The 19,015-nt window shown below is 69.6% G+C and carries 14 protein-coding genes; 8 read left to right on the plus strand and 6 right to left on the minus strand.

The features are described 5' to 3' along the window. Window positions 1-7: 7 nt before the first annotated feature. Window positions 8-2,299, plus strand: a complete 2,292-nt coding sequence (locus ACJ4V0_RS07325) for a hybrid sensor histidine kinase/response regulator (RefSeq protein ID WP_448298897.1) — start codon at window positions 8-10, stop codon at window positions 2,297-2,299. Window positions 2,300-2,302: 3 nt separating this feature from the next. Here the strand turns inward: ACJ4V0_RS07325 and ACJ4V0_RS07330 are convergent, their stop codons facing one another. Together ACJ4V0_RS07330 and ACJ4V0_RS07335 are read right to left on the minus strand one after the other, a co-directional pair. Next, window positions 2,303-2,734, minus strand: coding sequence for a globin domain-containing protein (locus ACJ4V0_RS07330; RefSeq protein WP_448298898.1), 432 nt, complete (start codon window positions 2,732-2,734; stop codon window positions 2,303-2,305). Window positions 2,735-3,018: 284 nt separating this feature from the next. Further along, window positions 3,019-3,732 (minus strand): response regulator transcription factor, encoded by a 714-nt coding sequence (locus ACJ4V0_RS07335; RefSeq protein ID WP_448298899.1) that lies wholly within the window; start codon window positions 3,730-3,732, stop codon window positions 3,019-3,021. A gap of 107 nt (window positions 3,733-3,839) precedes the next feature. Between ACJ4V0_RS07335 and ACJ4V0_RS07340 the strand changes: the two genes are divergently transcribed. The 7 genes from ACJ4V0_RS07340 (at window position 3,840) to ACJ4V0_RS07370 (ending at window position 13,087) form a co-directional block, all read left to right on the plus strand. After that, window positions 3,840-4,562 (plus strand): response regulator, encoded by a 723-nt coding sequence (locus tag ACJ4V0_RS07340; RefSeq protein ID WP_448298900.1) that lies wholly within the window; start codon window positions 3,840-3,842, stop codon window positions 4,560-4,562. Between the two features lie 5 nt (window positions 4,563-4,567). Next, window positions 4,568-6,547 carry a hybrid sensor histidine kinase/response regulator gene (locus ACJ4V0_RS07345; protein ID WP_448298901.1) on the plus strand — a complete coding sequence of 660 codons (1,980 nt, stop codon included), beginning with the start codon at window positions 4,568-4,570 and terminating at the stop codon, window positions 6,545-6,547. Between the two features lie 358 nt (window positions 6,548-6,905). Next, on the plus strand, window positions 6,906-10,310 hold the full coding sequence (locus ACJ4V0_RS07350) for a helicase-related protein (RefSeq protein WP_448298902.1): 3,405 nt from the start codon (window positions 6,906-6,908) through the stop codon (window positions 10,308-10,310). Window positions 10,311-10,330: 20 nt separating this feature from the next. Further along, window positions 10,331-10,711 (plus strand): RNA-binding S4 domain-containing protein, encoded by a 381-nt coding sequence (locus ACJ4V0_RS07355; RefSeq protein WP_448298903.1) that lies wholly within the window; start codon window positions 10,331-10,333, stop codon window positions 10,709-10,711. Window positions 10,712-10,797: 86 nt separating this feature from the next. After that, window positions 10,798-11,973, plus strand: a complete 1,176-nt coding sequence (metX, locus tag ACJ4V0_RS07360) for a homoserine O-acetyltransferase MetX (protein ID WP_448298904.1) — start codon at window positions 10,798-10,800, stop codon at window positions 11,971-11,973. A gap of 25 nt (window positions 11,974-11,998) precedes the next feature. After that, window positions 11,999-12,640 (plus strand): methionine biosynthesis protein MetW, encoded by a 642-nt coding sequence (metW, locus tag ACJ4V0_RS07365; protein WP_448298905.1) that lies wholly within the window; start codon window positions 11,999-12,001, stop codon window positions 12,638-12,640. Window positions 12,641-12,721: 81 nt separating this feature from the next. Further along, on the plus strand, window positions 12,722-13,087 hold the full coding sequence (locus ACJ4V0_RS07370) for a DUF1304 domain-containing protein (RefSeq protein WP_448298906.1): 366 nt from the start codon (window positions 12,722-12,724) through the stop codon (window positions 13,085-13,087). 4 nt (window positions 13,088-13,091) lie between these two features. On the opposite strand, the gene ACJ4V0_RS07375 is transcribed toward ACJ4V0_RS07370, so the two are convergent. From ACJ4V0_RS07375 to ACJ4V0_RS07390, 4 genes are read right to left on the minus strand one after another with little or no spacing between them, the layout of a single operon-like run. After that, window positions 13,092-14,270, minus strand: a complete 1,179-nt coding sequence (locus ACJ4V0_RS07375; protein ID WP_448298907.1) for an aminotransferase class V-fold PLP-dependent enzyme — start codon at window positions 14,268-14,270, stop codon at window positions 13,092-13,094. 13 nt (window positions 14,271-14,283) lie between these two features. Continuing rightward, window positions 14,284-15,063 (minus strand): SDR family oxidoreductase, encoded by a 780-nt coding sequence (locus ACJ4V0_RS07380; RefSeq protein ID WP_448298908.1) that lies wholly within the window; start codon window positions 15,061-15,063, stop codon window positions 14,284-14,286. A 56-nt stretch (window positions 15,064-15,119) separates the two neighbouring features. Further along, complete coding sequence (locus ACJ4V0_RS07385) at window positions 15,120-17,804, minus strand: nitrate reductase (protein WP_448298909.1); 2,685 nt, start codon at window positions 17,802-17,804, stop codon at window positions 15,120-15,122. A 1-nt stretch (window position 17,805) separates the two neighbouring features. Further along, the gene (locus ACJ4V0_RS07390) at window positions 17,806-19,014 is read right to left on the minus strand and encodes an NAD(P)/FAD-dependent oxidoreductase (protein ID WP_448298910.1); all 1,209 of its coding nucleotides are present in this window, start codon (window positions 19,012-19,014) and stop codon (window positions 17,806-17,808) included. Between the last annotated feature and the right edge of the window lies 1 nt (window position 19,015).

Here is a 19,015-nt window from a genome sequence, read left to right on the forward strand (position 1 = left end):
GAAGGCGATGCCCGAAACCGGCACGCGCGGTGCCTCGCCGCACCATGGCGGCTCGGACCTGTCCCGTCGTTTCGCCGGGTTGCTCGTCCTGTGCGGGCTGCCGCTGCTCCTTCTGGTCCTCATCCTCGCCTGGTCGACCTATGGCCGCGCCGAGATCACGGCCCAGGCCCGCGAACACCTCCTGGAACATCTGGTGCTCGTCGTCGGCATCGTCGCGACTTTCACCATCCTGGCCACCCTCGTCTGGCGCCAGTTCGTGGCGCCGGCGGTGGCGCTGGCGCGCACCGCCGCGGCAGCGGGAGCCGGGGCCGCCGTCAGCCTGCCGCAGGTGCCGGGACCCTGGACGGGCCTGCGGCGGCAGCTCGAGATCTCCATCGCCGAGCAGCAGGCCAAGATCCACCAGCTCCGGGCGATGATCGACGGCATTCCGCTGCGCACGGTCTATGTCGACCCGGACCTCATCTATCGCGACGCCAACCGCGAGTTCCTGGAGTTCGTCGGCAAGAGCCGCGACGAGGTCATCGGCCATACCGTCGCGGAGATCCTCGGCCCCGAAGTCGTCGACCAGTATCACGCCATGGCGGCGCGGGTTCAGGCTGGCGAGACCATGCGCTGGGAGGGCTGGATTCCCTTCGTCACCCGTGGCCAGCGCTACCTACAGGTCTCGCTGATGCCCTATGTGGCGGTCGGCGACACCCGCGTCGGGTTTCTCACCTTCACCCGCGACCTGACCGAACTGAAGCTCGGCGAGCAGGAACTGGCGCGCAGCGAGGCGATGAACAGGGCCGTGGTGATGTCCTCGCTCGACGCCATCATCGTCGCCGACGTGGACTGGAAGGTGGTGGAGTTCAACCCCGCCGCCGAGGCGATGTTCGGTTACCGTCGCGACGAGGCGCTGGGGCGCCCGGCGTTCGACATCGTCGTGCCCGACACCATGCGCGACGATCAGATCGGGGTGATGGAGCGCTACAAGTCCAAGGCCGACGTCGGCAACCTCGCCCGCCGCTTCGAGGGTCTCGCCCGCCGCCGAGACGGTTCGACCTTTCCGGTCGAGTACTCGGTCAATACCGTCAGGACCGGCGACCATCGCCTGTTCATGGCCCATGCCCGCGACCTCACCGAAGCGCGCCGCATGGAGGCCGAGGCGCAGGCGGGCCGCGAGCGGCTGCATCAGGTCGAGAAGCTCTCCGCCATGGGATCCCTGCTGGCGGGCGTCGCGCACGAGCTGAACAACCCCCTCGCCATCGTCATCGCCCAGTCCTCGCTGCTGGTGGAGAAGGCCGCCAGCGACGATGTCCGGCGGCGCGGCGAGCGCATCCATGCCGCCGCCGAGCGCTGCGGGCGCATCGTCAAGAGCTTCCTCGCCATGGCGCGGCAGAAGCCGCCGCAGCGGGAGCCGGTCCATATCGGCGAGGCGGTGGCGGCGGCCCTCGACATGGTGAGCTACGGGGTGCGCAGCTCCGGCATCGAGCTGGACGTCGACATCACCCCGGACCTGCCGGCCATTTCGGGTGACAAGGATCTCCTGACACAGGTGCTCGCCAACCTGATGATCAACGCCCAGCAGGCGCTGATGGACCGCGCTCCGCCCCGGCGCATCGAGCTCAGCGTCTTCCGGTCCGGCACGGACATCGCCATCCGCGTCGCCGACAACGGCCCCGGCATTCCAGAGGACATCATGCGGCGGGTGTTCGAGCCCTACTTCACCACCAAGCCGGCCGGGGTCGGAACCGGCATCGGCCTGTCGATCTGCCGCAACGTGGTCGAGGCCCATGGCGGCAAGGTCACGCTCGGCAATCGCCCGGAGGGCGGGGCGCAGTTCGACATCACCCTGCCGATCGCGGAGGTCGCCGAGGCCGAGACGGCGCCGCCGCAGGCCCTGTCGTCAGATGCCGGCCTTGCCGTGCTGATCGTCGACGACGAGGTCGATGTCGCCCGCAGCCTCGCCGAGATCGTCGAGGGCCTGGGCCATCGGCCGATCACCGTCGACCGCTCCACGGCGGCGCTGGAGCGGATCGACAGCCAGCGCTTCGACGTGATCTTCGCCGACCTGCGCATGCCCGGCCTCGACGGCGTCGATCTGCGCGACCGCATCCACGCGCGCGACCCGGCGCTGGCGCGTCGAACGGTCATCGTCACGGGGGATACCGTCGCCGGACCCAACCGCCTCGCCCGGGCGCTCGGCCCCGAGGTGATGGTGCTCGAGAAGCCCTTCACCTTCGACGAGGTGCGCTCGGCCATGGCGCGCGCCGTCCGCGAAGGCGGCGGGCCGGCAGCGGAGCGCTCCCCGACGGGCTGACGGTCACTCGGCGGCGACGCGCGTGCAGGCCTGCTCCGACGCCTCGATCATGGCGTCCGCGATCGTGCCGTAGGCGAGCGCCCAGGCGGTCCGCGACCCGTCGTCGAACGCGTCGCCGAGCATCTCGGCCAGCGTTTCGAGCAGGGCCAGACCGACCGTGTCGTAGTGCGCAGCGGTCACGCCATAGCCGTTGTGGCGCAGACCGAGCGCGCGAATGTCCCCGATCACCGCCGGGAGGTCGTGCAGCGACAGGATGACGTGGGCGAGGGCTTTGACCAGTTTACCGCGCTGTCCGCCGAGATCGGCGGGAAACATCGGGCGCAGCGCCGGATCGAGCCGGAACAGCCGGTCGTAGAACTGCCCCGAGAAGGCGTCCGACTGGCGGGCGATGGTGCCGAACTGATGGCGGATGAGGGTGATCTGGGAGGGTGTCATGGAGGGATCCGGTTACGGTCTGGGTTGATGACCGCACCCTGCCTTCTCGATCCTTCCCGGGCATGCCGACCGGACAGGGGGCCTGTTTCTCCCGTTTCCGCGAACCGTGGGCCAGTCCGCGCCGCGCGCTGAAACACGGACTGAAACACCGCCGGCAGCGCCGCGACATTCAAACGCAGGAATAAGGCGGGCAGTTAGGTCGCAAGCAGCATGGACACCCGATGCCACCCCGCATGACCACAATCCGCACGCCGCAAGAAGACCAGGGGAGACCCCCGGGGCTCTCAGGCGCCCTCGTCGGCCGCCGGGGGCGTGGCGGCATGGCTCGGCACGTCGAAGACGTAGCCATGGCCCCGCACCGTCCGGATGGTCTCGGTCTCAAGCTTGCGCCTGAGGCGCGCGATGCGCGAATCGATGGCGCGGTCGAAGGCCTCCTCGTCCTCGGCCGGCGCCTGCTCCATGATCTCCTCGCGGGTGAGGACCTTTCCCGGGTTCTCCGCGAAGATGCGGATCAGCGCCACCTCGCCGGCGGACAGCCGGTCGGTCGAGCCATCGGCCTTCAGGATGCGCGCAGCCACCAGGTCGACCGAGGCCTGTTCGAAGACGACCAGATTGCGGCGGCGGCCGAGCCGGCGCTGCAGGATGCCGGCGACGCGCGCGGCCAGCTCCCTCAGCTCCACCGGCTTCTGGACGTAGTCGTCGGCCCCCAGTTCAAGCCCGAGAACCCGGTCCACCGGATCGGGATTTCCGGTCAGCACGAGCACGGCGACGTCGCTGGCGAGGTCGGTGCGGATGAGGATGTCGATGCCGTTCTCGCCGGGCAGGCCGATGTCGAGAATGATCAGGTCGGGCTTCTCGCGGGCGAGATAGGGTTCCAGCTCCCAGGCAGCCTTGAGGCAATCGACATCGTAGCCGAGATCGGACAGATACTCGCGCACCGCGTCGGCCCAGTCGGGTTCGTCGTCGAGCACCGCAATCCGGCCGCGCCGCGCCATCATCAGACCTTTCCAGAACGGTCGCAGAGTGTGAATCTGAATGCGACAGACTATTCTAGTGCGCGCCGTTCCGCGCTGTCACCCTCGCTCGAAACACAAGGGCATCCCGCATGAAGGCCATCGTGGCGATCGTCGACGACGAGGAGCACCTGCGTGAGGCGGTGGGTGAGTATCTGGAGCTGCAGGGCTTCGAGGTCCTGAGCTACCGCAACGCCCAGGTGTTCCGCGAGGAGTCCGCCGGCAAGCACATCGATGTCGCGATCCTCGACATCGCGATGCCCGGCGAGGACGGCCTGTCGCTGGCGCGGTTCATCCGCAAGTCGGGGTCCACCGGAATCATCATGGCGACCGCGGCGGGGCGGGCGATCGATCGCATCGTCGGCCTCGAGATCGGCGCCGACGACTATGTCGTGAAGCCCTATGAGCTGCGTGAGCTGCTGGCCCGGATCAAGAGCGTCCTGCGCCGCGTCAAGGCGGCTCCGGCCTCGGCGACGCCCCAGGCGGCCCAGGCGCCGGAGGGACGCAGCCTGCGCTTCGGTTCGTTGACGCTCGATCTCGACGCGCGGCGGCTGGTGGACGGATCGAACGGCGCGGTCGAGCTGACCGCGATGGAATTCGACCTGCTGCAGGCCCTGGCGACGCGGCCGAATCGCGTGCTGTCGCGCGGACAGCTCCAGGAGTTCGCCCATGGGCGCTCGGCGGACGAGAGCGACCGGTCCATCGACATCCGGGTGACGCGGCTGCGCAAGAAGATCGAGCCTGATCCCGAGCACCCGCGCTTCATCAAGACGGTGCGCGGCGAGGGCTATGTCTTCGTCCCCAACGGAGCCTGAATCAGATGGCGGCCCTCGGCGGGGACGCGACCCCGGATCTCGATGACGGCTTTGCCGCCATGCTTCGCGACGACATCGTGGCGCCGGACGGCCGGTTCGACCCGGGCATCCTCGGCCGGCTGTTCGACGCGATGCCCATGCGCGTCACCGCCGCCGATGCCGACGGCCGCTTCGTCTATGCCAACCGCGTCGCCCTCGCGATGATGGATCTCGGCCTTGAGGACGTCGTCGGCCGCACCGTGCGCGAGGTCCTCGGCGACGACATGGCCGAGCGCACCGCGCCGATGCTGGCCGCGCTCCGGAAGGGCGAGACCCTGCATTGGAGCGACTGGGTCTCCTATCGGAACGGTACGCGACGCTTTGTCGAACAGACCTATTCGCCCTGCGTCGACCGGGAGGGCGGGCTGGTGGGCTTCATCGCCTTCATCCGCGACGCCACCGCGCTGAAGGAGCGCGAGGAGGCGCTGGAGGCGCGGATCGTGGCGCTCAATGTCGCCGAGACCATCAACACCGCCATCATCAAGACCTCGATCGACCCGATCATGGTGGTCGACGAGGAAGGCGTCCTCATCGACCTCAACCCCGCCGCGATGGCGACCTTCGGCTATTCGCGCAGCAATTCTGTCGGCCGCTCCATCGCCGAGCTGATCATCCCGCCGGGGCTGCGGCAGGCCCATGCCAACGGCATGGCGCGCTATACCTCCACCGGCATCAGCCGCGTGCTGGACCAGCGCATCACCATCGATGCGCAGCGCGCCGACGGAGCGCTGATCCCGATCGAGCTGACCATTTCCGAGATCAGGCTGCCGCAGCGCCGCGTCTTCACCGCGCATCTGCGCGACCTCTCCCAGGCGCGCGAGGCCGAGCGGCAGATGGAACAGCAGCGCGAGCGGCTGCACCAGGCCGAGAAGCTCTCGGCCATGGGTTCGCTGCTGGCCGGCGTCGCGCACGAGCTGAACAATCCGCTGGCCATTCTCGTCGCGCAGTCGACGCTGCTGATGGAAACCGCGGCCGATGCCGGGCAGAAGCGCCGCGCCGAGCGCATCCATGCGGCGGCCGACCGGGCGGGACGCATCGTCAAGAGCTTCCTCGCCATGGCGCGGCAAAGGCCGGAGAAGCGCGAGACGACGCAGATCAACGAGCTGGTGCGGGCCACCGCCGACATGCTGGCCTATGGCCTGCGCAGCCACGACGTGACGCTGGACCTCGACCTCGATCCAAATCTGCCGGCCATCATCGCCGACCGCGACTTCATCGGGCAGGTCATCGCCAATCTGGTGATCAACGCCCAGCACGCGCTCGTCGATCTGGAGCCGCCGCGCAAGGTGACGATCTCCACCCGCCGCAAGAACGGTCACGTCCGGCTCGTCGTCTCCGACAACGGCCACGGCGTTCCCGATGCCATCGCCGGACGCATCTTCGAGCCCTATTTCACCACCAAGCCGTCCGGCGTCGGCACCGGTATCGGCCTATCCATCTGCAAGACGGTGGTGGAATCGCATGGCGGCTCCATCGGTCTCGACCGCAGCGAGGAGGGTGGAGCGCGCTTCACGGTGCTGATCCCGGTCGCCGCCGGGGACGCCGATGCTGCGGAGGCCGACGAGCCGGCCGCCAAGAACGGCCTGTCGATCCTCGTCGTCGACGACGAGGCCGATGTGCGTTCCGGCCTGGCCGAGATGCTCGAGCTTCTCGGACATCGCGTGCTGCCGGCGCAGACGGCGCGCGAGGCCCTGGAGGAAGGCGCGGTTCTCGACGCTGATCTCGTCTTCGTCGATCTGCGCATGCCCGGCGTCGACGGATTGCGCTTCCGTGACCGGGCGATCGGGCTCAACCCAGGTCTGGCGGACCGCGTCGTGATCATGACCGGCGATGCCGTGGAGGGGCCGGGCGCCATCGCGCGCCATGCCGGAGACGGCACCATCCCGATCATGGAGAAGCCTTTCACCATGGCGGACGTGCGGCGGGTGCTGGCCGCCTTCACCTGAAGATTATTGCGGTCCCTGCGAGTCGCCGGAACCGGGACATGAATCCTCATCGTGGGGGCCTGAGTCTTGCGGGGCCGAGCCATGGACGATCCGGCGCCTTGCGAGTCGTCGTTAAGAATTCGTCAACCAGAATGACTCAACCGGCGCGACGTTCGACTCGCAGCTCTCCACGAATCGACTCGTCTAGTGGCCTGCTCGACTCTGAGCCACCACATCTGGTCGTGAACGAATCGTGACTCTGCGTGAGTCAGCGATTCGGACCCGATTCGTTCCAGACTCGTTCTCCGCGTGAACACGCCCCTGCCCGATACCGAAATGTCACGCCATGCGCGTGCCGGCATGATACACACGGTCCTGAATGACCCTGTCTTTTCCGCCATTGCCCCCCGCCCTTCGCGGGCGTGGGGTCACCGCAGTGCTCGGGCCCACCAATACGGGCAAGACGACGCTCGCCATCGAGCGGATGCTGGCCCATCCCTCCGGCCTGATCGGACTGCCGCTCCGGCTCCTCGCCCGCGAGGTCTATGGCAAGCTGGTCGCCCGCGCCGGCGCAGGGGCGGTCGCCCTCGTCACCGGCGAGGAAAAGATCAAGCCGCCCGGCGCGCGCTACTGGGTGGCCACCGTCGAAGCCATGCCGCTCGACCTCGACGTGTCGTTCCTCGCCATCGACGAGATCCAGATCGCCGGCGATCTCGAGCGCGGCCACGTCTTCACCGACCGCATCCTCAACCGCCGCGGCCGCGACGAGACCATGCTGCTCGGCGCCGGCACGATGCGCGGACTCATCGAGAAGCTCATTCCGGGCGCCAATATCGTCACGCGGCCGCGCTTCTCGAACCTGATGTTCGCCGGCGAGAAGAAGATCACCCGGCTGCCGCGGCGGTCGGCCATCGTCGCCTTCTCGGCGGACGAGGTCTATGCCATTGCCGAGCTCATCCGCCGCCAGAGGGGCGGGGCGGCCGTCGTGCTGGGAGCGCTGTCGCCGCGCATGCGCAACGCGCAGGTGGAGATCTACCAGTCGGGCGACGTCGACTACCTGATCGCCACCGACGCCATCGGCATGGGTCTCAACCTCGACGTCGAGCATGTCGCCTTCGCCGCCGACCGCAAGTTCGACGGCTACCAGTTCCGCCGCCTCAATCCGGTGGAGTTCGCGCAGATCGCTGGCCGGGCCGGGCGTTCCAACCGCGACGGCACCTTCGGCACCACGGGCCGCTGCCCGCCGCTGGAGGACGACCTTGTCCAGGCGCTGGAAAGCCACTCCTTCGACGGGGTGAAGGTGCTGCAATGGCGCAACACCCATCTCGATTTCTCGTCCGTCGAGAGCCTCCGCGACAGCCTCGACCAGAATCCCGGCGAGCCCGGCCTGACCCGCTCGCCCATCGCCCAGGACCAGAGGGTTTTCGAGCTCGTGCTGCGCGATGCGGAGGTTCGCGCGCGGGCGCGCGGGCGCGCGGCGGTGTCCCGGCTGTGGGACGCCTGCCTGATGCCGGACTACCGCAACATCTCTCCCGCGAGCCATGCCGACCTCGTCTCGACGCTGTTCGGCTATCTGACGGGCCGCTCCGGGCGCATTCCCTCCGACTGGATCGCCGCCCAGGTGGCCTTCGCCGACCGCACCGATGGCGACATCGACACATTGTCGACGCGCATCGCCCATATCCGCACCTGGACCTTCGCAGCCAACCGCCCGGACTGGGTCGACGACCCCGTCCACTGGCAGGCCGAGACCCGCCGGGTCGAGGACATTTTGTCCGACGCCCTCCATGAACGCTTGACGCAGCGCTTCGTCGACCGCAGGACGAGCGTGCTGATGCGGCGCCTAAGGGAAAACACCATGCTCGAGGCCGAGATCACCAAGACCGGAGACGTCACCGTCGAGGGCCAGCACGTCGGCCGGCTTGAGGGCTTCCGGTTCGTGCCCGACCCGCAGGCGGGCGACGGCGAGGCCGGCAAGGCCCTGCGCGCGGCCGCCGCCAAGGCGCTGTCCGGGGAGATCGACTCGCGCGCCGAGAAGCTCTCCTCATCCGGCGACGAGGCCTTCATCCTGTCCAACGACGGCACCATTCGCTGGCACGGCGAGGCGGTGGCCAAGCTCGTCGGCGGTGACAAGGTGCTGTCGCCGCGCGTCCGCATCCTCTCCGACGAGCATCTGACCGGCGGCCCGCGCGACCAGGTGCAGGCGCGTCTCGACCTGTGGGTCCATGCGCAGATCGAGAAGCTGCTCGGCCCGGTCCTCGCGCTGGAAACCTCGGCGGAGCTCACCGGGCTTGCCCGCGGCGTCGCCTTCCAGCTCGCCGAAGCGCTCGGCGTGATCGAGCGGCCGAAGGTCGCCGACGACGTCAAGCAGCTCGACCAGGAGGCGCGCGCCGCCCTGCGCAAGCTCGGCGTGCGCTTCGGCGCCTATCACATCTACCTGCCGGCGACACTGAAGCCGGCGCCGCGCGCCATGGCGCTGCAGCTCTACATGCTCAGGCACGACATGCTGGAGAAGAAGGGCCTCGCCGAACTGCCGGCCCTGGCCGCCTCGGGCCGCACCTCGATTGCCGTCGATCCGGAGATCGAGAAGGATCTCTATCGCCTCGTCGGCTTCCGGGCGCTCGGCACCCGCGCCGTGCGCGTCGATATCCTGGAGCGCCTCGCCGACATCATCCGCCCGGCCCTCGCCTGGCGTCCCGGCACGCCGACGCCGGAACCGGCAGGGCACTTCCCCGGTGGCGGCTTCACCGCGACCGTTGGCATGACCTCGCTGGTCGGCTGTTCGGGCGAGGATTTCGCCTCCATCCTGAAGGGCCTCGGCTACCGGGTGGAGAAGCGTCCCGCGCCGCCGCCGAAGCCCGTCGTCGAGAGCGCGCTTGCGCCGGTGGAGACCGCTCCGGAAGCGGCCGCATCACCTGACGCGGAGACGGCGCCCGAGGCCGAGCCCACGGATGCGAATGTCGAAGCCAATGTCGCGACGGTGGTCGACGAACCCGCCGCGGTGCCTGCCGCAGAGTTCGCTCCCGTCGATGTGGTCGCTCCCGGCTTCGAGGCGCCCGCGCTGTCCGAGCCGCTCGCCGCCGACGGTCAGGTCGAGGCTGACGCGCCGGTCGCTGTCGAGGACGCTGCCGCCGACGCCGGAACGGCATCCCCTGCCGAGCCTTTGGCTGCGGACGGCGATGTGGAGGCAGATGTGTCCGTTGCCGTGGCCGAGGCCCCGGCGGTCGATGCGAATGTGGAAACCAATGCCGAGCCCGCAGAGGCCGCGGCGGCTCCCGAAGCGGCCGTTGCCGCCGAACCGGTTCTCGTCGATGTCTGGCGGCCCGGCGGTCGTGTGGACGGCGAGCGTCCCGCCCGCCGCGACTTCCGCCGCGGCGGCGAGCGCGGCGAACGGGGCGAGGGCGAACAGCGTCCCCATCAGGGCCGGCCGCGCCATGGCCAGAACCAGCGGGGCGGCCAGCGTCCGCCGCAGGGTGCTCCTCCGCGCGAGGGCGCGCCCGCGGGCGAGCGTCCCGCACCGCGCGAGGGGGCGCCGGAGGGAGAACGCCGCGAGGGCGGCCGTCCGCCGCGCCGCGACTTCTCCAAGTTCAAGGATGTCCGCGCCAAGGACTTCCGCGGCAAGGGCGGCGACGAGCGCCGCGATCGTCCGCAGCGCGACGAGCGTCCCGACCAGCGCGGGCCGCGTCCGCAGGATCGCGCCCCCCGCAAGGAGAAGGAACCCGATCCGAACTCGCCCTTCGCCAAGCTCGCCGCGCTGAAGGAAGCGCTGACGAAGAAGCCCTGACGCCTTCCGGACGAGGACGCTTGAGCGACACAGGCAAGCTGAGGATCGACAAATGGCTGTGGTTCGCCCGCGTCGTGAAGACGCGAAGTGCGGCGACAGCGCTTTGCGAGGACGGCTCGGTCCGCCTCAACGGCATCAGAGTGGATCAGGCCCACAAGGCCGTCAGGGTCGATGACGTGGTCACGGTGGCGCTGGCGGACCGCATCAAGGTGCTGAAGGTTATTTCGATGGCAGAGCGGCGCGGCCCCTTCTCCGAGGCCCAGCATCTCTACCAGGATCTTTCCCCCGAACCCCCGCGGTTCGACCCACCCTCCCCGGTGGCCGAGCGCGAGGCGGGCAGCGGCCGGCCTACCAAGTCCGAGCGTCGCGATCTCGACCGTCTCAGACGTTCGGAAGACTGAGGCCTCCGCGAATCCTCTTGCCATCTGAGGGCTGTTCGGAATAACGAACGGTCCGACTGTCTTGTGAAACGCGATCACGCCCGTCCATGGCTCGCCCCCGGCGCATTTCCGACGATATCGCCCGCCTGCAGGCCGATCAGCCCGCCGGCGAGGTGGCCCTTTTCGGCCGCGACGAGCCGCTGGTGCTGGATGCCGGCATCGCGCTCGCCCCCTTCCAGATCGCCTACCGCACCTACGGCAGGCTGAACGCCGCCCGGTCCAACGCCATCCTGGTGTGCCACGCGCTCACCGGCGACCAGCATGTCGCCAGCGATAATCCGGTGACCGGCAAGCCCGGCTGGTGGGAGATCATGATCGGCCCGGGCAAGCCGATCGACACGGATCGCTATTTCGTCATCTCGTCCAATGTCCTCGGCGGCTGCATGGGCACGACGGGGCCGGCCTCGACCGATCCGGCGACGGGAGAGCCCTATGGGCTGTCGCTGCCGCTGATCACCATCCCCGACATGGTCAGGGCGCAGGCCATGCTGGTGAAGCGCCTCGGCATCGACACCCTGTTCTCTGTGGTCGGCGGCTCGATGGGCGGCATGCAGGTGCTGCAATGGGCGACGCAGTATCGCGACCTCGTCTTCTCGGCCATGCCCATCGCCACCGCCGCGCGCCATTCGGCGCAGAACATCGCCTTTCACGAGGTCGGCCGCCAGGCGATCATGGCCGATCCCGAATGGCGCGGCGGACGCTATCTGGCGGAGGGCGCCAGGCCGTCGGACGGCCTCGCCGTTGCGCGCATGGCCGCGCACATCACCTACCTCTCGGATGCGGCGCTGCACCGCAAGTTCGGCCGCCGATTCCAGGACCGCGACGCGCCGACCTTCTCCTTCGATGCCGATTTCCAGGTGGAAAGCTATCTGCGCTACCAGGGCGAGGCCTTCGTCGAGCGCTTCGACGCCAATTCCTATCTCTACGTGACGCGGGCGATGGACTATTTCGACATCGCGGCCGACCACGGCGGCACGCTGGCCCGAGCCTTCGCCGGCACCAAGACGCGGTTCTGCGTCGTCTCCTTCACCTCCGACTGGCTGTTCCCGACGGCGGATTCACGCCAGGTCGTCCACGCCCTGAACGCCGCCGGCGCCTCGGTGTCGTTCGCCGAGATCACCTCCGACAAGGGCCACGACGCCTTCCTGCTCGACGAGCCGGAGCTCTTTGCCATCACCCGCGGCTTCCTCGAATCGGCGGCGCGCGCCCGGGGCATCGCATGAGGGGTCCGGGGATGAGGACATCGGCATGAACGCCGACCTGACCATGGCGGCCGTGCCCGGGCCGATCCGTGCCGACTATCTCGTCGTCTCGCGGCTCATCGCGCCGGGCTCGAAGGTGCTCGACGTCGGCTGCGGCGACGGCGGCCTCCTGAAGCTCTTGCGCGACGAGAAGGGCGTGGACGGACGCGGCATCGAGCTGTCGCGCGAGGGCGTCAACCGCTGCGTCGCCGAGGGCCTCGCGGTCATCCAGGGCGATGCCGACACCGATCTCGCCTTCTATCCGGACGATGCCTTCGACGTGGTCATCCTGTCGCAGACGATCCAGGCGACGCGGGCGCCGCGCGTGGTGCTGGAGCACATGCTGCGCATCGGCAAGCAGGTCGTGGTGTCCTTCCCGAACTTCGGCCACTGGCGCTTGCGCCTGCAACTCGTCACCCGCGGACGCATGCCGACCTCGGAAAATCTGCCCTACCACTGGTACGACACCCCCAACATCCACTTCTGCACCATTCGCGATTTCGTCGATCTGGTGCGCGAGGTCGAGGCGGTCATCGACCATTCGACCGCGCTCGACTGGCACGGCCGCGAAGTCCGGGTGAACGCGCCCTGGTGGTTCTGGAACCTCTTCGGCGAGCAGGCCGTGTTCAAGCTGCGCGGCAAGCGCTGACCGTCCACCGTTGGCCCGGTGTCGCAGGCGCGGGACAGCGTCTGGTCTGACACCGCCGCCGCAGAGTCTCAGGAGTTTCCAATGCCGCTGGTCGCCAAGGCCCTCGTCGCCCTCGTGGCGCTGCTTCACGTCGGCTTTCTCGTCATCGAGATGTTCTTCTGGAACACGCCCTTCGGGCAGCGGTCCTTCAATCTGACGCCGGATTTTGCGGCCCAGTCGGCGGTGCTCGCCGCCAATCAGGGGCTCTATAACGGCTTCCTCGCCGCGGGCCTGATCTGGAGCCTTGTTGCGCCGAAATCTCTGGCGTTCCCGCTCAAGGTCTTCTTCCTCGGCTGCGTCATCGTCGCGGGCCTGTTTGGCGCGGCGACCGCCAAGGCCTCGATCCTGTTCGTGCAGGCGCTGCCGGCGGCGCTGGCGCTGGCCGCGGTGTTTGTGACGCGCGACTGACCGCTCAGCGGGGGAGGCCGGCCACGAGGTCGACCAGCCGGTCGACCTCCGCCTCCGTGTTGTAGTAGTGCGGCGAGGCGCGCACGAGCGGCGGCAGGCGCCGCGCCTCCGCATCGAGCCGCGTGCTCGAGGGGTGAGAGGCGCCGATGGTGATGCCGGCCCGGTCGGCGGCGGCCACGACCGACGGCGCCTCGACGCCGTGAAGGGTGAAGCTGACAATGGCCGAGGGGTTGCGGCCGAGATCGCGGATCGTCACGCCGGGCAGCGCGCGAAGCCCCTCGCGCAGGCGGCCCGACAGGAGCCGGCAGCGTGCCGCGATGGCCTCCATGCCGATGGCGAGCGCATAGTCCACGGCGACGCCGAGCCCGGCCCGGTTGGCATAGGCGTTCTCCCATGTCTCGAAGCGGCGGGCGTCGGTCCTGAGCTCGTAGCGGTCGCGCGCCACCCAGACGGCCGAGAAATGGTCGATCATCGGCGGCTCGATGGTGCGGAGCAGGTCGCGGCGGACATAGAGGAAGCCGGTGCCGCGCGGGCCGCGCAGGAACTTGCGCCCGGTCGCCGAGGGCATGTCGCAGCCGAGCGCCGCGACGTCGACCGGCATCTGGCCCACCGCCTGGCAGGCATCGAGCAGATAGGGGATGCCGTGGGCGCGGGCGATGCGGCCGACCTCCGCCGCCGGATTGGCGAGGCCGCCATTGGTCGGCACCCAGGTGATGGCGATGAGCTTCACCCGCGCGTCGATCATCCGCGCGAGGGCGGCAAGGTCGATCTCGCCGGTTTCATCGCTCGGGATGACGTCGATGACGAGCCCGGTGCGCTTCGCCATCTGGAGATAGGCGACGAAGTTGGCCCCATACTCCGCCTCGCAGGTCAGGATGCGGTCGCCGGGCGCGAAGGCCAGCCCGTAGAAGGCCATCTGCCAGGCGACGGTGGCGTTCTCCATCAGGGCGATCTCGTCGGGCGCGGCGTTGATCAGGCGCGCGACCGCGCCATAGACGCCGTCGAGTCTCGCTGCCTCGCGATCGGCGGCCGCATAGCCGCCGATCTCCGCCTCGAGATCGAGATGGGCCTTCATCGCATCGACAACCTGTCGCGGCATGAGGCCGGCGCCGGCGTTGTGCAGGTAGGCGCGGCGCTCCACGGCGGGCACGTCGGCGCGGATACGGGCGAGGTCGATGGCCATGGGGGTGCGAAGCTCAGTAAGTTCCGGGATATTGGCCGCCGTCGACCAGCAGGCTCTGTCCGGTGATGAAGCCGGCATGGGCGGAACAGAGGAAGGCAATGGTGGCGCCGATCTCGGAGGCCTCGCCATAGCGGCCGGCGGGATTCTGCGCGGCGCGCTCGGCCCAGATCTCGGCAAAGGGCCGGCCGGTCATCGTGCTGAGCTTCTCGACATGGTGCTTCTGCGCGTCGGTGGCGACGATGCCCGGCAGGACGTTGTTGATGGTGACGCCGCGCCCGACCGTCTGGCGCGACAGGCCCGCGACGAAGCCGACAAGGCCCGACCGCGCGCCGTTCGACAGCCCCATCTCGGCCTGCGGGCTCTTCACCGAGCGCGAGACGATGTTGACGATGCGGCCGAAGCCGCGGTCCATCATGCCGTCGACCGTCGCCTTCATCAGGGCGATGGGGGCGAGCATCATGGCGTCGAGGGCGGCGATCCAGTCGTCGCGGGTCCAGGCGCGGAAGTCGCCGGGCGGCATGCCGTCGGCATTGGTGACAAGGATGTCGGGTGCCGGGCAGGCGGCGACGAGCCGCTCGCGATCCGCTACGATGGTCACGTCGCCGGCGACCGTCGTCACGGGCACGCCGAACCGGGCGCGGATGTCGGCGGCGGAGGCCTCCAGACGCTCCGGATTGCGCGCGAACATGGTCAGCGCCACACCCTCCGCCGCCAGCATCCCGGCGGCCGCAAAGCCCATGCCGCGGCTCGCGCCGCAGACGATGGCCGACTTGTTCCTCAGACCCAGATCCATGGGGTCCTGAATAGGATGGCGCGCGGGCTTTGTCTCGCCCGTTCGCCGCAGGGATTTCATGCCGGGACGAGCGGGCCCTCGCGCGCGATGAGCTTGCGGATTTCCGACCGGCAGGAGCCGCAGTTCGTCCCGGCCTTCGTCGCGCGGCCGACGGCGTCGACGTCGGTGGCGCCGTCCGATATGGCGCAGCGCACCGCGGTCAGGCCGATGGCGAAGCAGGCGCAGACGGTCGGCCCCGGGTCTGCGAGGCCGTCGGCCGAGCGGCCGGACAGAAGCGCCCTGCGATCCGCAGGCTCGAGATGCGCCCGGGCGAAGAGACCCTGCACGATGGTCCAGGCGTCGCGCGCGCCCGGCCCCGCGAAGATGACCGCGTCCAGCCGTCCGTCACGAAACACGGCGGCGCGATAGAGGCCGCGGGCGGGATCGCTGACCTCGGATATCGCCCCGCCGTCGCCAGCGAGGCGGCCGACGATCGCGGCGCCGTCGACGAACGCTGGAGAGGCGAACAGGAGCCCGATGCCGCCCTCGGTCGTCACGCGCGTCCACAGGAGGCCTTCGGGGACCGGGACCTCGACGCGACAGAGCAGGAACCCGTCGCTGGCCATGGCGACCCGGGTCAGCGCCACCGGCGTCGCCTTCATCTCGGGCTGGCCGGAGTAGGGATCGGTGAAGGCATTCACCACAGCGCCGATGCGGGCGTCGGCCGCCGTCTCAGCCGTCCAGTGGATGGGCGCGAAGACCTCGCCGCGCGCCTGGCCCTCGTCGAGCGCGAGCCTGAGGCTGACGCCGCCATGGGCGCTGTCGAGCCGGGCGATGTCGCCCTCGGCGAGGCCAGCCGCGGCAGCATCCGCCGGGTGGACGGCGACGAAGGGCTCGGGGCTATGGCGGCCCAGGGTCGGCGCCTTCCCCGTTCGGGTCATGGTGTGCCACTGGTCGCGGATACGGCCGGTGTTGAGCAGCAATGGGCGCTCGGCATCCGTCGAGGCCTTGAGAGCCGGCGGCTCGATGGCGATCAGGCGGGCGCGCCCATCGGCGCTGTAGAAGCCGCCCTTGGCGAAGAAACGCTTGTCGCCGCGGTCGGCGGGCGTTCGCACCGGCCAATGCACGGGGGCGAGCCCGTCATAGTCGGCATCGGTGATGCGGGCGAGGCCGGAGATGTCGAAGTCGCGCGTGCCGCGATTCTCGAAGCCGGACAGCGCCGCATGTTCGCGGAAGATCGAGGCGGCATCTGACCATGTGAAGGCTTCGGCATAGCCGAGGCGCTTCGCCACCTCCGCGACGATCCACCAGTCGGGCTGCGCCTCGCCAGGCCGGGCGAGGAACGGTCGCTGGCGGGTGATGCGACGCTCCGAATTGGTGACGGTGCCGTCCTTCTCGCCCCAGGCGGCGGCGGGCAGGAGAATGTGGGCGCCGGCGTTGACCGTGTCGTTGGACAGCACGTTCTCCGAGACGACGAGCAGATCGAGGCCGGCCATGGCGCGGCGGACGTGGTCGGCGCGCGGCAGGCTGGCGGCCGGATTGGTGCCCATCACCCACATCGCGTTGATCGCGCCCTTTGCCACGGCGTCGAACATCTGCACGGCCTTCAGGCCCTCGCGTCCGGCCATGCGCGGTGCGCCCCAGAAGCGGCGGATGCGGTCGATGTCGCTGGCGGTGAAGCCCATATGGGCGGCCAGCATGTTGGCGAGGCCGCCGACCTCGCGCCCGCCCATGGCATTGGGCTGGCCGGTGAGGGAGAAGGGGCCCATGCCGGGCCGGCCGATGCGACCGGTGGCGAGGTGGCAATTGAGGATGGCCGAAACCTTGTCGGTGCCCTGCGCCGACTGGTTGACGCCCTGGCTGTAGAGGGTCACCGCCTTTTCGGTCCTTGCGAACCAGTCGAAGAGCCTTGCCACGTCGTCGGCCGCAAGCCCGGTGGCCGCTGCGGTGGCGGCGATGGACGGGGCGATCTCGCGGGCGCGGATCAGGGCCTCGGCGAGGCCGGTCGTATGGGCGTCGAGATAGGCGCGGTCGAGATGGCCGCCATCGGTGAGGTGGACAAGCAGGCCGGAGAACAGCGCGCCGTCCATGCCGGGCCGGATCTGCAGCACGAGGTCGGCCTCGGCGGCGGTGGCCGTGCGGCGGGGGTCGATGACGACGATGCGCGCACCCCGCGCCGTCTGGCTGGCGACCATGCGTTGCCACAGGATCGGATGGCACCAGGACGCGTTCGACCCGACCAGCACCAGAAGATCGGCCTCGTCGAGGTCCTCGTAGGTGCCGGGCACCGTGTCGGAGCCGAAGGCACGGCGGTGGCCGGCAACCGAAGAGGCCATGCAGAGCCGCGAATTGGTATCGACATTGGCCGTCCCCACGAAGCCCTTCATCAGCTTGTTGGCGACGTAGTAGTCCTCGGTGAGGAGCTGGCCGGACAGGTAGAAGGCCGTCGCATCAGGCCCGCGCGTGCGGATGGTGCGGGCGAAGCCCTCGGCGACCGCGTCGAGCGCCGTCTCCCACGACGCCCGCTCCATGCCGCCGGAGCGGGTGCGCATCATCGGATGTAGCAGTCGGCCCTCAAGCCCTACCGTCTCGCCGAGCGCCGAGCCCTTGACGCAGAGCCGGCCACGGTTGGCGGGATGGGCGGGATCGCCGGCAACCGTCACCTGCCCGCCGGCGTCGACGCTGGCGATGACGCCGCAGCCGACACCGCAATAGGGACAGGTGGTGGCGACGGGGTTGGGCAGCGGGCCGTGGATGGCCATGTCAGGCCGCCTCGGCCAGCGACCGGCCGAAGACAACCTGATCGCGCAGGGGTCCGAGCGGTTGGCCGGAACGGATGAGATCGAGATACCAGAGGGCGTCCGAGGTCTCGCCGAAGAGGACCGCGCCGGCGAGAGCCCCGTCGCGCAGCACCAGCTTGCGGTAGGCGCCAAGGCCCGGATCGCGCCAGACGATGGTCTCGGTCCCCGGCTCGCCGAGGAAATCGCCGGCGGAGAAGACCGGCACGCCGGACACCTTGAGATTGGTCGAGAGCACCGTTCCCGCATAGGCCGCCGGCCGCCCGGCGAGTTGGCGGGCGAGCACCGCCGCCTGCTGGTAGGCCGGCTCGACGAGGCCGTAGCAGACGCCGCGATGCTCGGCGCATTCGCCGATGGCGTGGATGGCGGGATCGGAGGTTGCGAGCTGGTCGTCGACGACGATGCCGCGGCCAACCTGAAGGCCCGCCTCGCGGGCGAGCGTCGCATTGGGGCGGATGCCGACGGCGGACACGACGATGTCGCAGGGCAGTTCCCGGCCGTCGACGAGGCGCACCGCCTCGACGCAGCCCTCGCCCTCGATGGCCGCGGTGTCGGCGCCGAGCAGGACGGTGATGCCGCGCGCCTCGAGCGCCGCCCTGAGCAGGCTTGCCGCCTCGGCGTCGAGCTGGCGCTCCATCAGGCGGTCCATCAGATGCAGGAGGGTGACCCGCGTGCCGGTGGCTGCGAGGCCATAGGCCGCCTCGATGCCGAGAAGGCCTCCGCCAATCACCACGGCGCGCGTCGCAGGCCCCGCCGCCGCCAGCATGGCGCCGACATCGTCATGGTCGCGGAAGGTGACGACGCCGGGCAGGTCCATGCCGGGCTTCGGCAGGCGGATGGGGTCTGAGCCGGTGGCGAGGACCAGCCTCGCGTAGGGCAGCAGGGTGCCGTCCTCCAGCACGAGCTGCTTGCGGTCGCGGTCGATGCCTGTGGCCCTGCGGCCGTAGACCAGCGTCACGCCCTGGCGCTCCCACCATGTCTGGGGTTTCAGCTCGGTCTCCTCGCGCGCCATCTCGCCGGCGAGGACCGAGGAGAGCAGGACGCGGTTGTAGGCGAGACGCGGTTCGGCCCCGACGACGAGGATGGAATAGCGTCCGAGCGCCTGCCGGCCGAGCTCCTCGACGAGGCGTGCGGTGGCCATGCCATTGCCGATCACGACGAGCGGTTCGGACATG

It is taken from the genome of Phreatobacter aquiterrae (genome assembly GCF_053471285.1).

Excerpts from the sequence above, each read along its gene's own strand:
- ACJ4V0_RS07325 (WP_448298897.1), top strand. The coding sequence starts at position 8 with ATGCCCGAAACCGGCACGCGCGGTGCCTCGCCGCACCATGGCGGCTCG.
- ACJ4V0_RS07330 (WP_448298898.1), bottom strand. The coding sequence starts at position 2,734 with ATGACACCCTCCCAGATCACCCTCATCCGCCATCAGTTCGGCACCATC.
- ACJ4V0_RS07335 (WP_448298899.1), bottom strand. The coding sequence starts at position 3,732 with ATGATGGCGCGGCGCGGCCGGATTGCGGTGCTCGACGACGAACCCGAC.
- ACJ4V0_RS07340 (WP_448298900.1), top strand. The coding sequence starts at position 3,840 with ATGAAGGCCATCGTGGCGATCGTCGACGACGAGGAGCACCTGCGTGAG.
- ACJ4V0_RS07345 (WP_448298901.1), top strand. The coding sequence starts at position 4,568 with ATGGCGGCCCTCGGCGGGGACGCGACCCCGGATCTCGATGACGGCTTT.
- ACJ4V0_RS07350 (WP_448298902.1), top strand. The coding sequence starts at position 6,906 with ATGACCCTGTCTTTTCCGCCATTGCCCCCCGCCCTTCGCGGGCGTGGG.
- metX (WP_448298904.1), top strand. The coding sequence starts at position 10,798 with ATGGCTCGCCCCCGGCGCATTTCCGACGATATCGCCCGCCTGCAGGCC.
- metW (WP_448298905.1), top strand. The coding sequence starts at position 11,999 with ATGAACGCCGACCTGACCATGGCGGCCGTGCCCGGGCCGATCCGTGCC.
- ACJ4V0_RS07370 (WP_448298906.1), top strand. The coding sequence starts at position 12,722 with ATGCCGCTGGTCGCCAAGGCCCTCGTCGCCCTCGTGGCGCTGCTTCAC.
- ACJ4V0_RS07375 (WP_448298907.1), bottom strand. The coding sequence starts at position 14,270 with ATGGCCATCGACCTCGCCCGTATCCGCGCCGACGTGCCCGCCGTGGAG.
- ACJ4V0_RS07380 (WP_448298908.1), bottom strand. The coding sequence starts at position 15,063 with ATGGATCTGGGTCTGAGGAACAAGTCGGCCATCGTCTGCGGCGCGAGC.
- ACJ4V0_RS07385 (WP_448298909.1), bottom strand. The coding sequence starts at position 17,804 with ATGGCCATCCACGGCCCGCTGCCCAACCCCGTCGCCACCACCTGTCCC.
- ACJ4V0_RS07390 (WP_448298910.1), bottom strand. The coding sequence starts at position 19,014 with ATGTCCGAACCGCTCGTCGTGATCGGCAATGGCATGGCCACCGCACGC.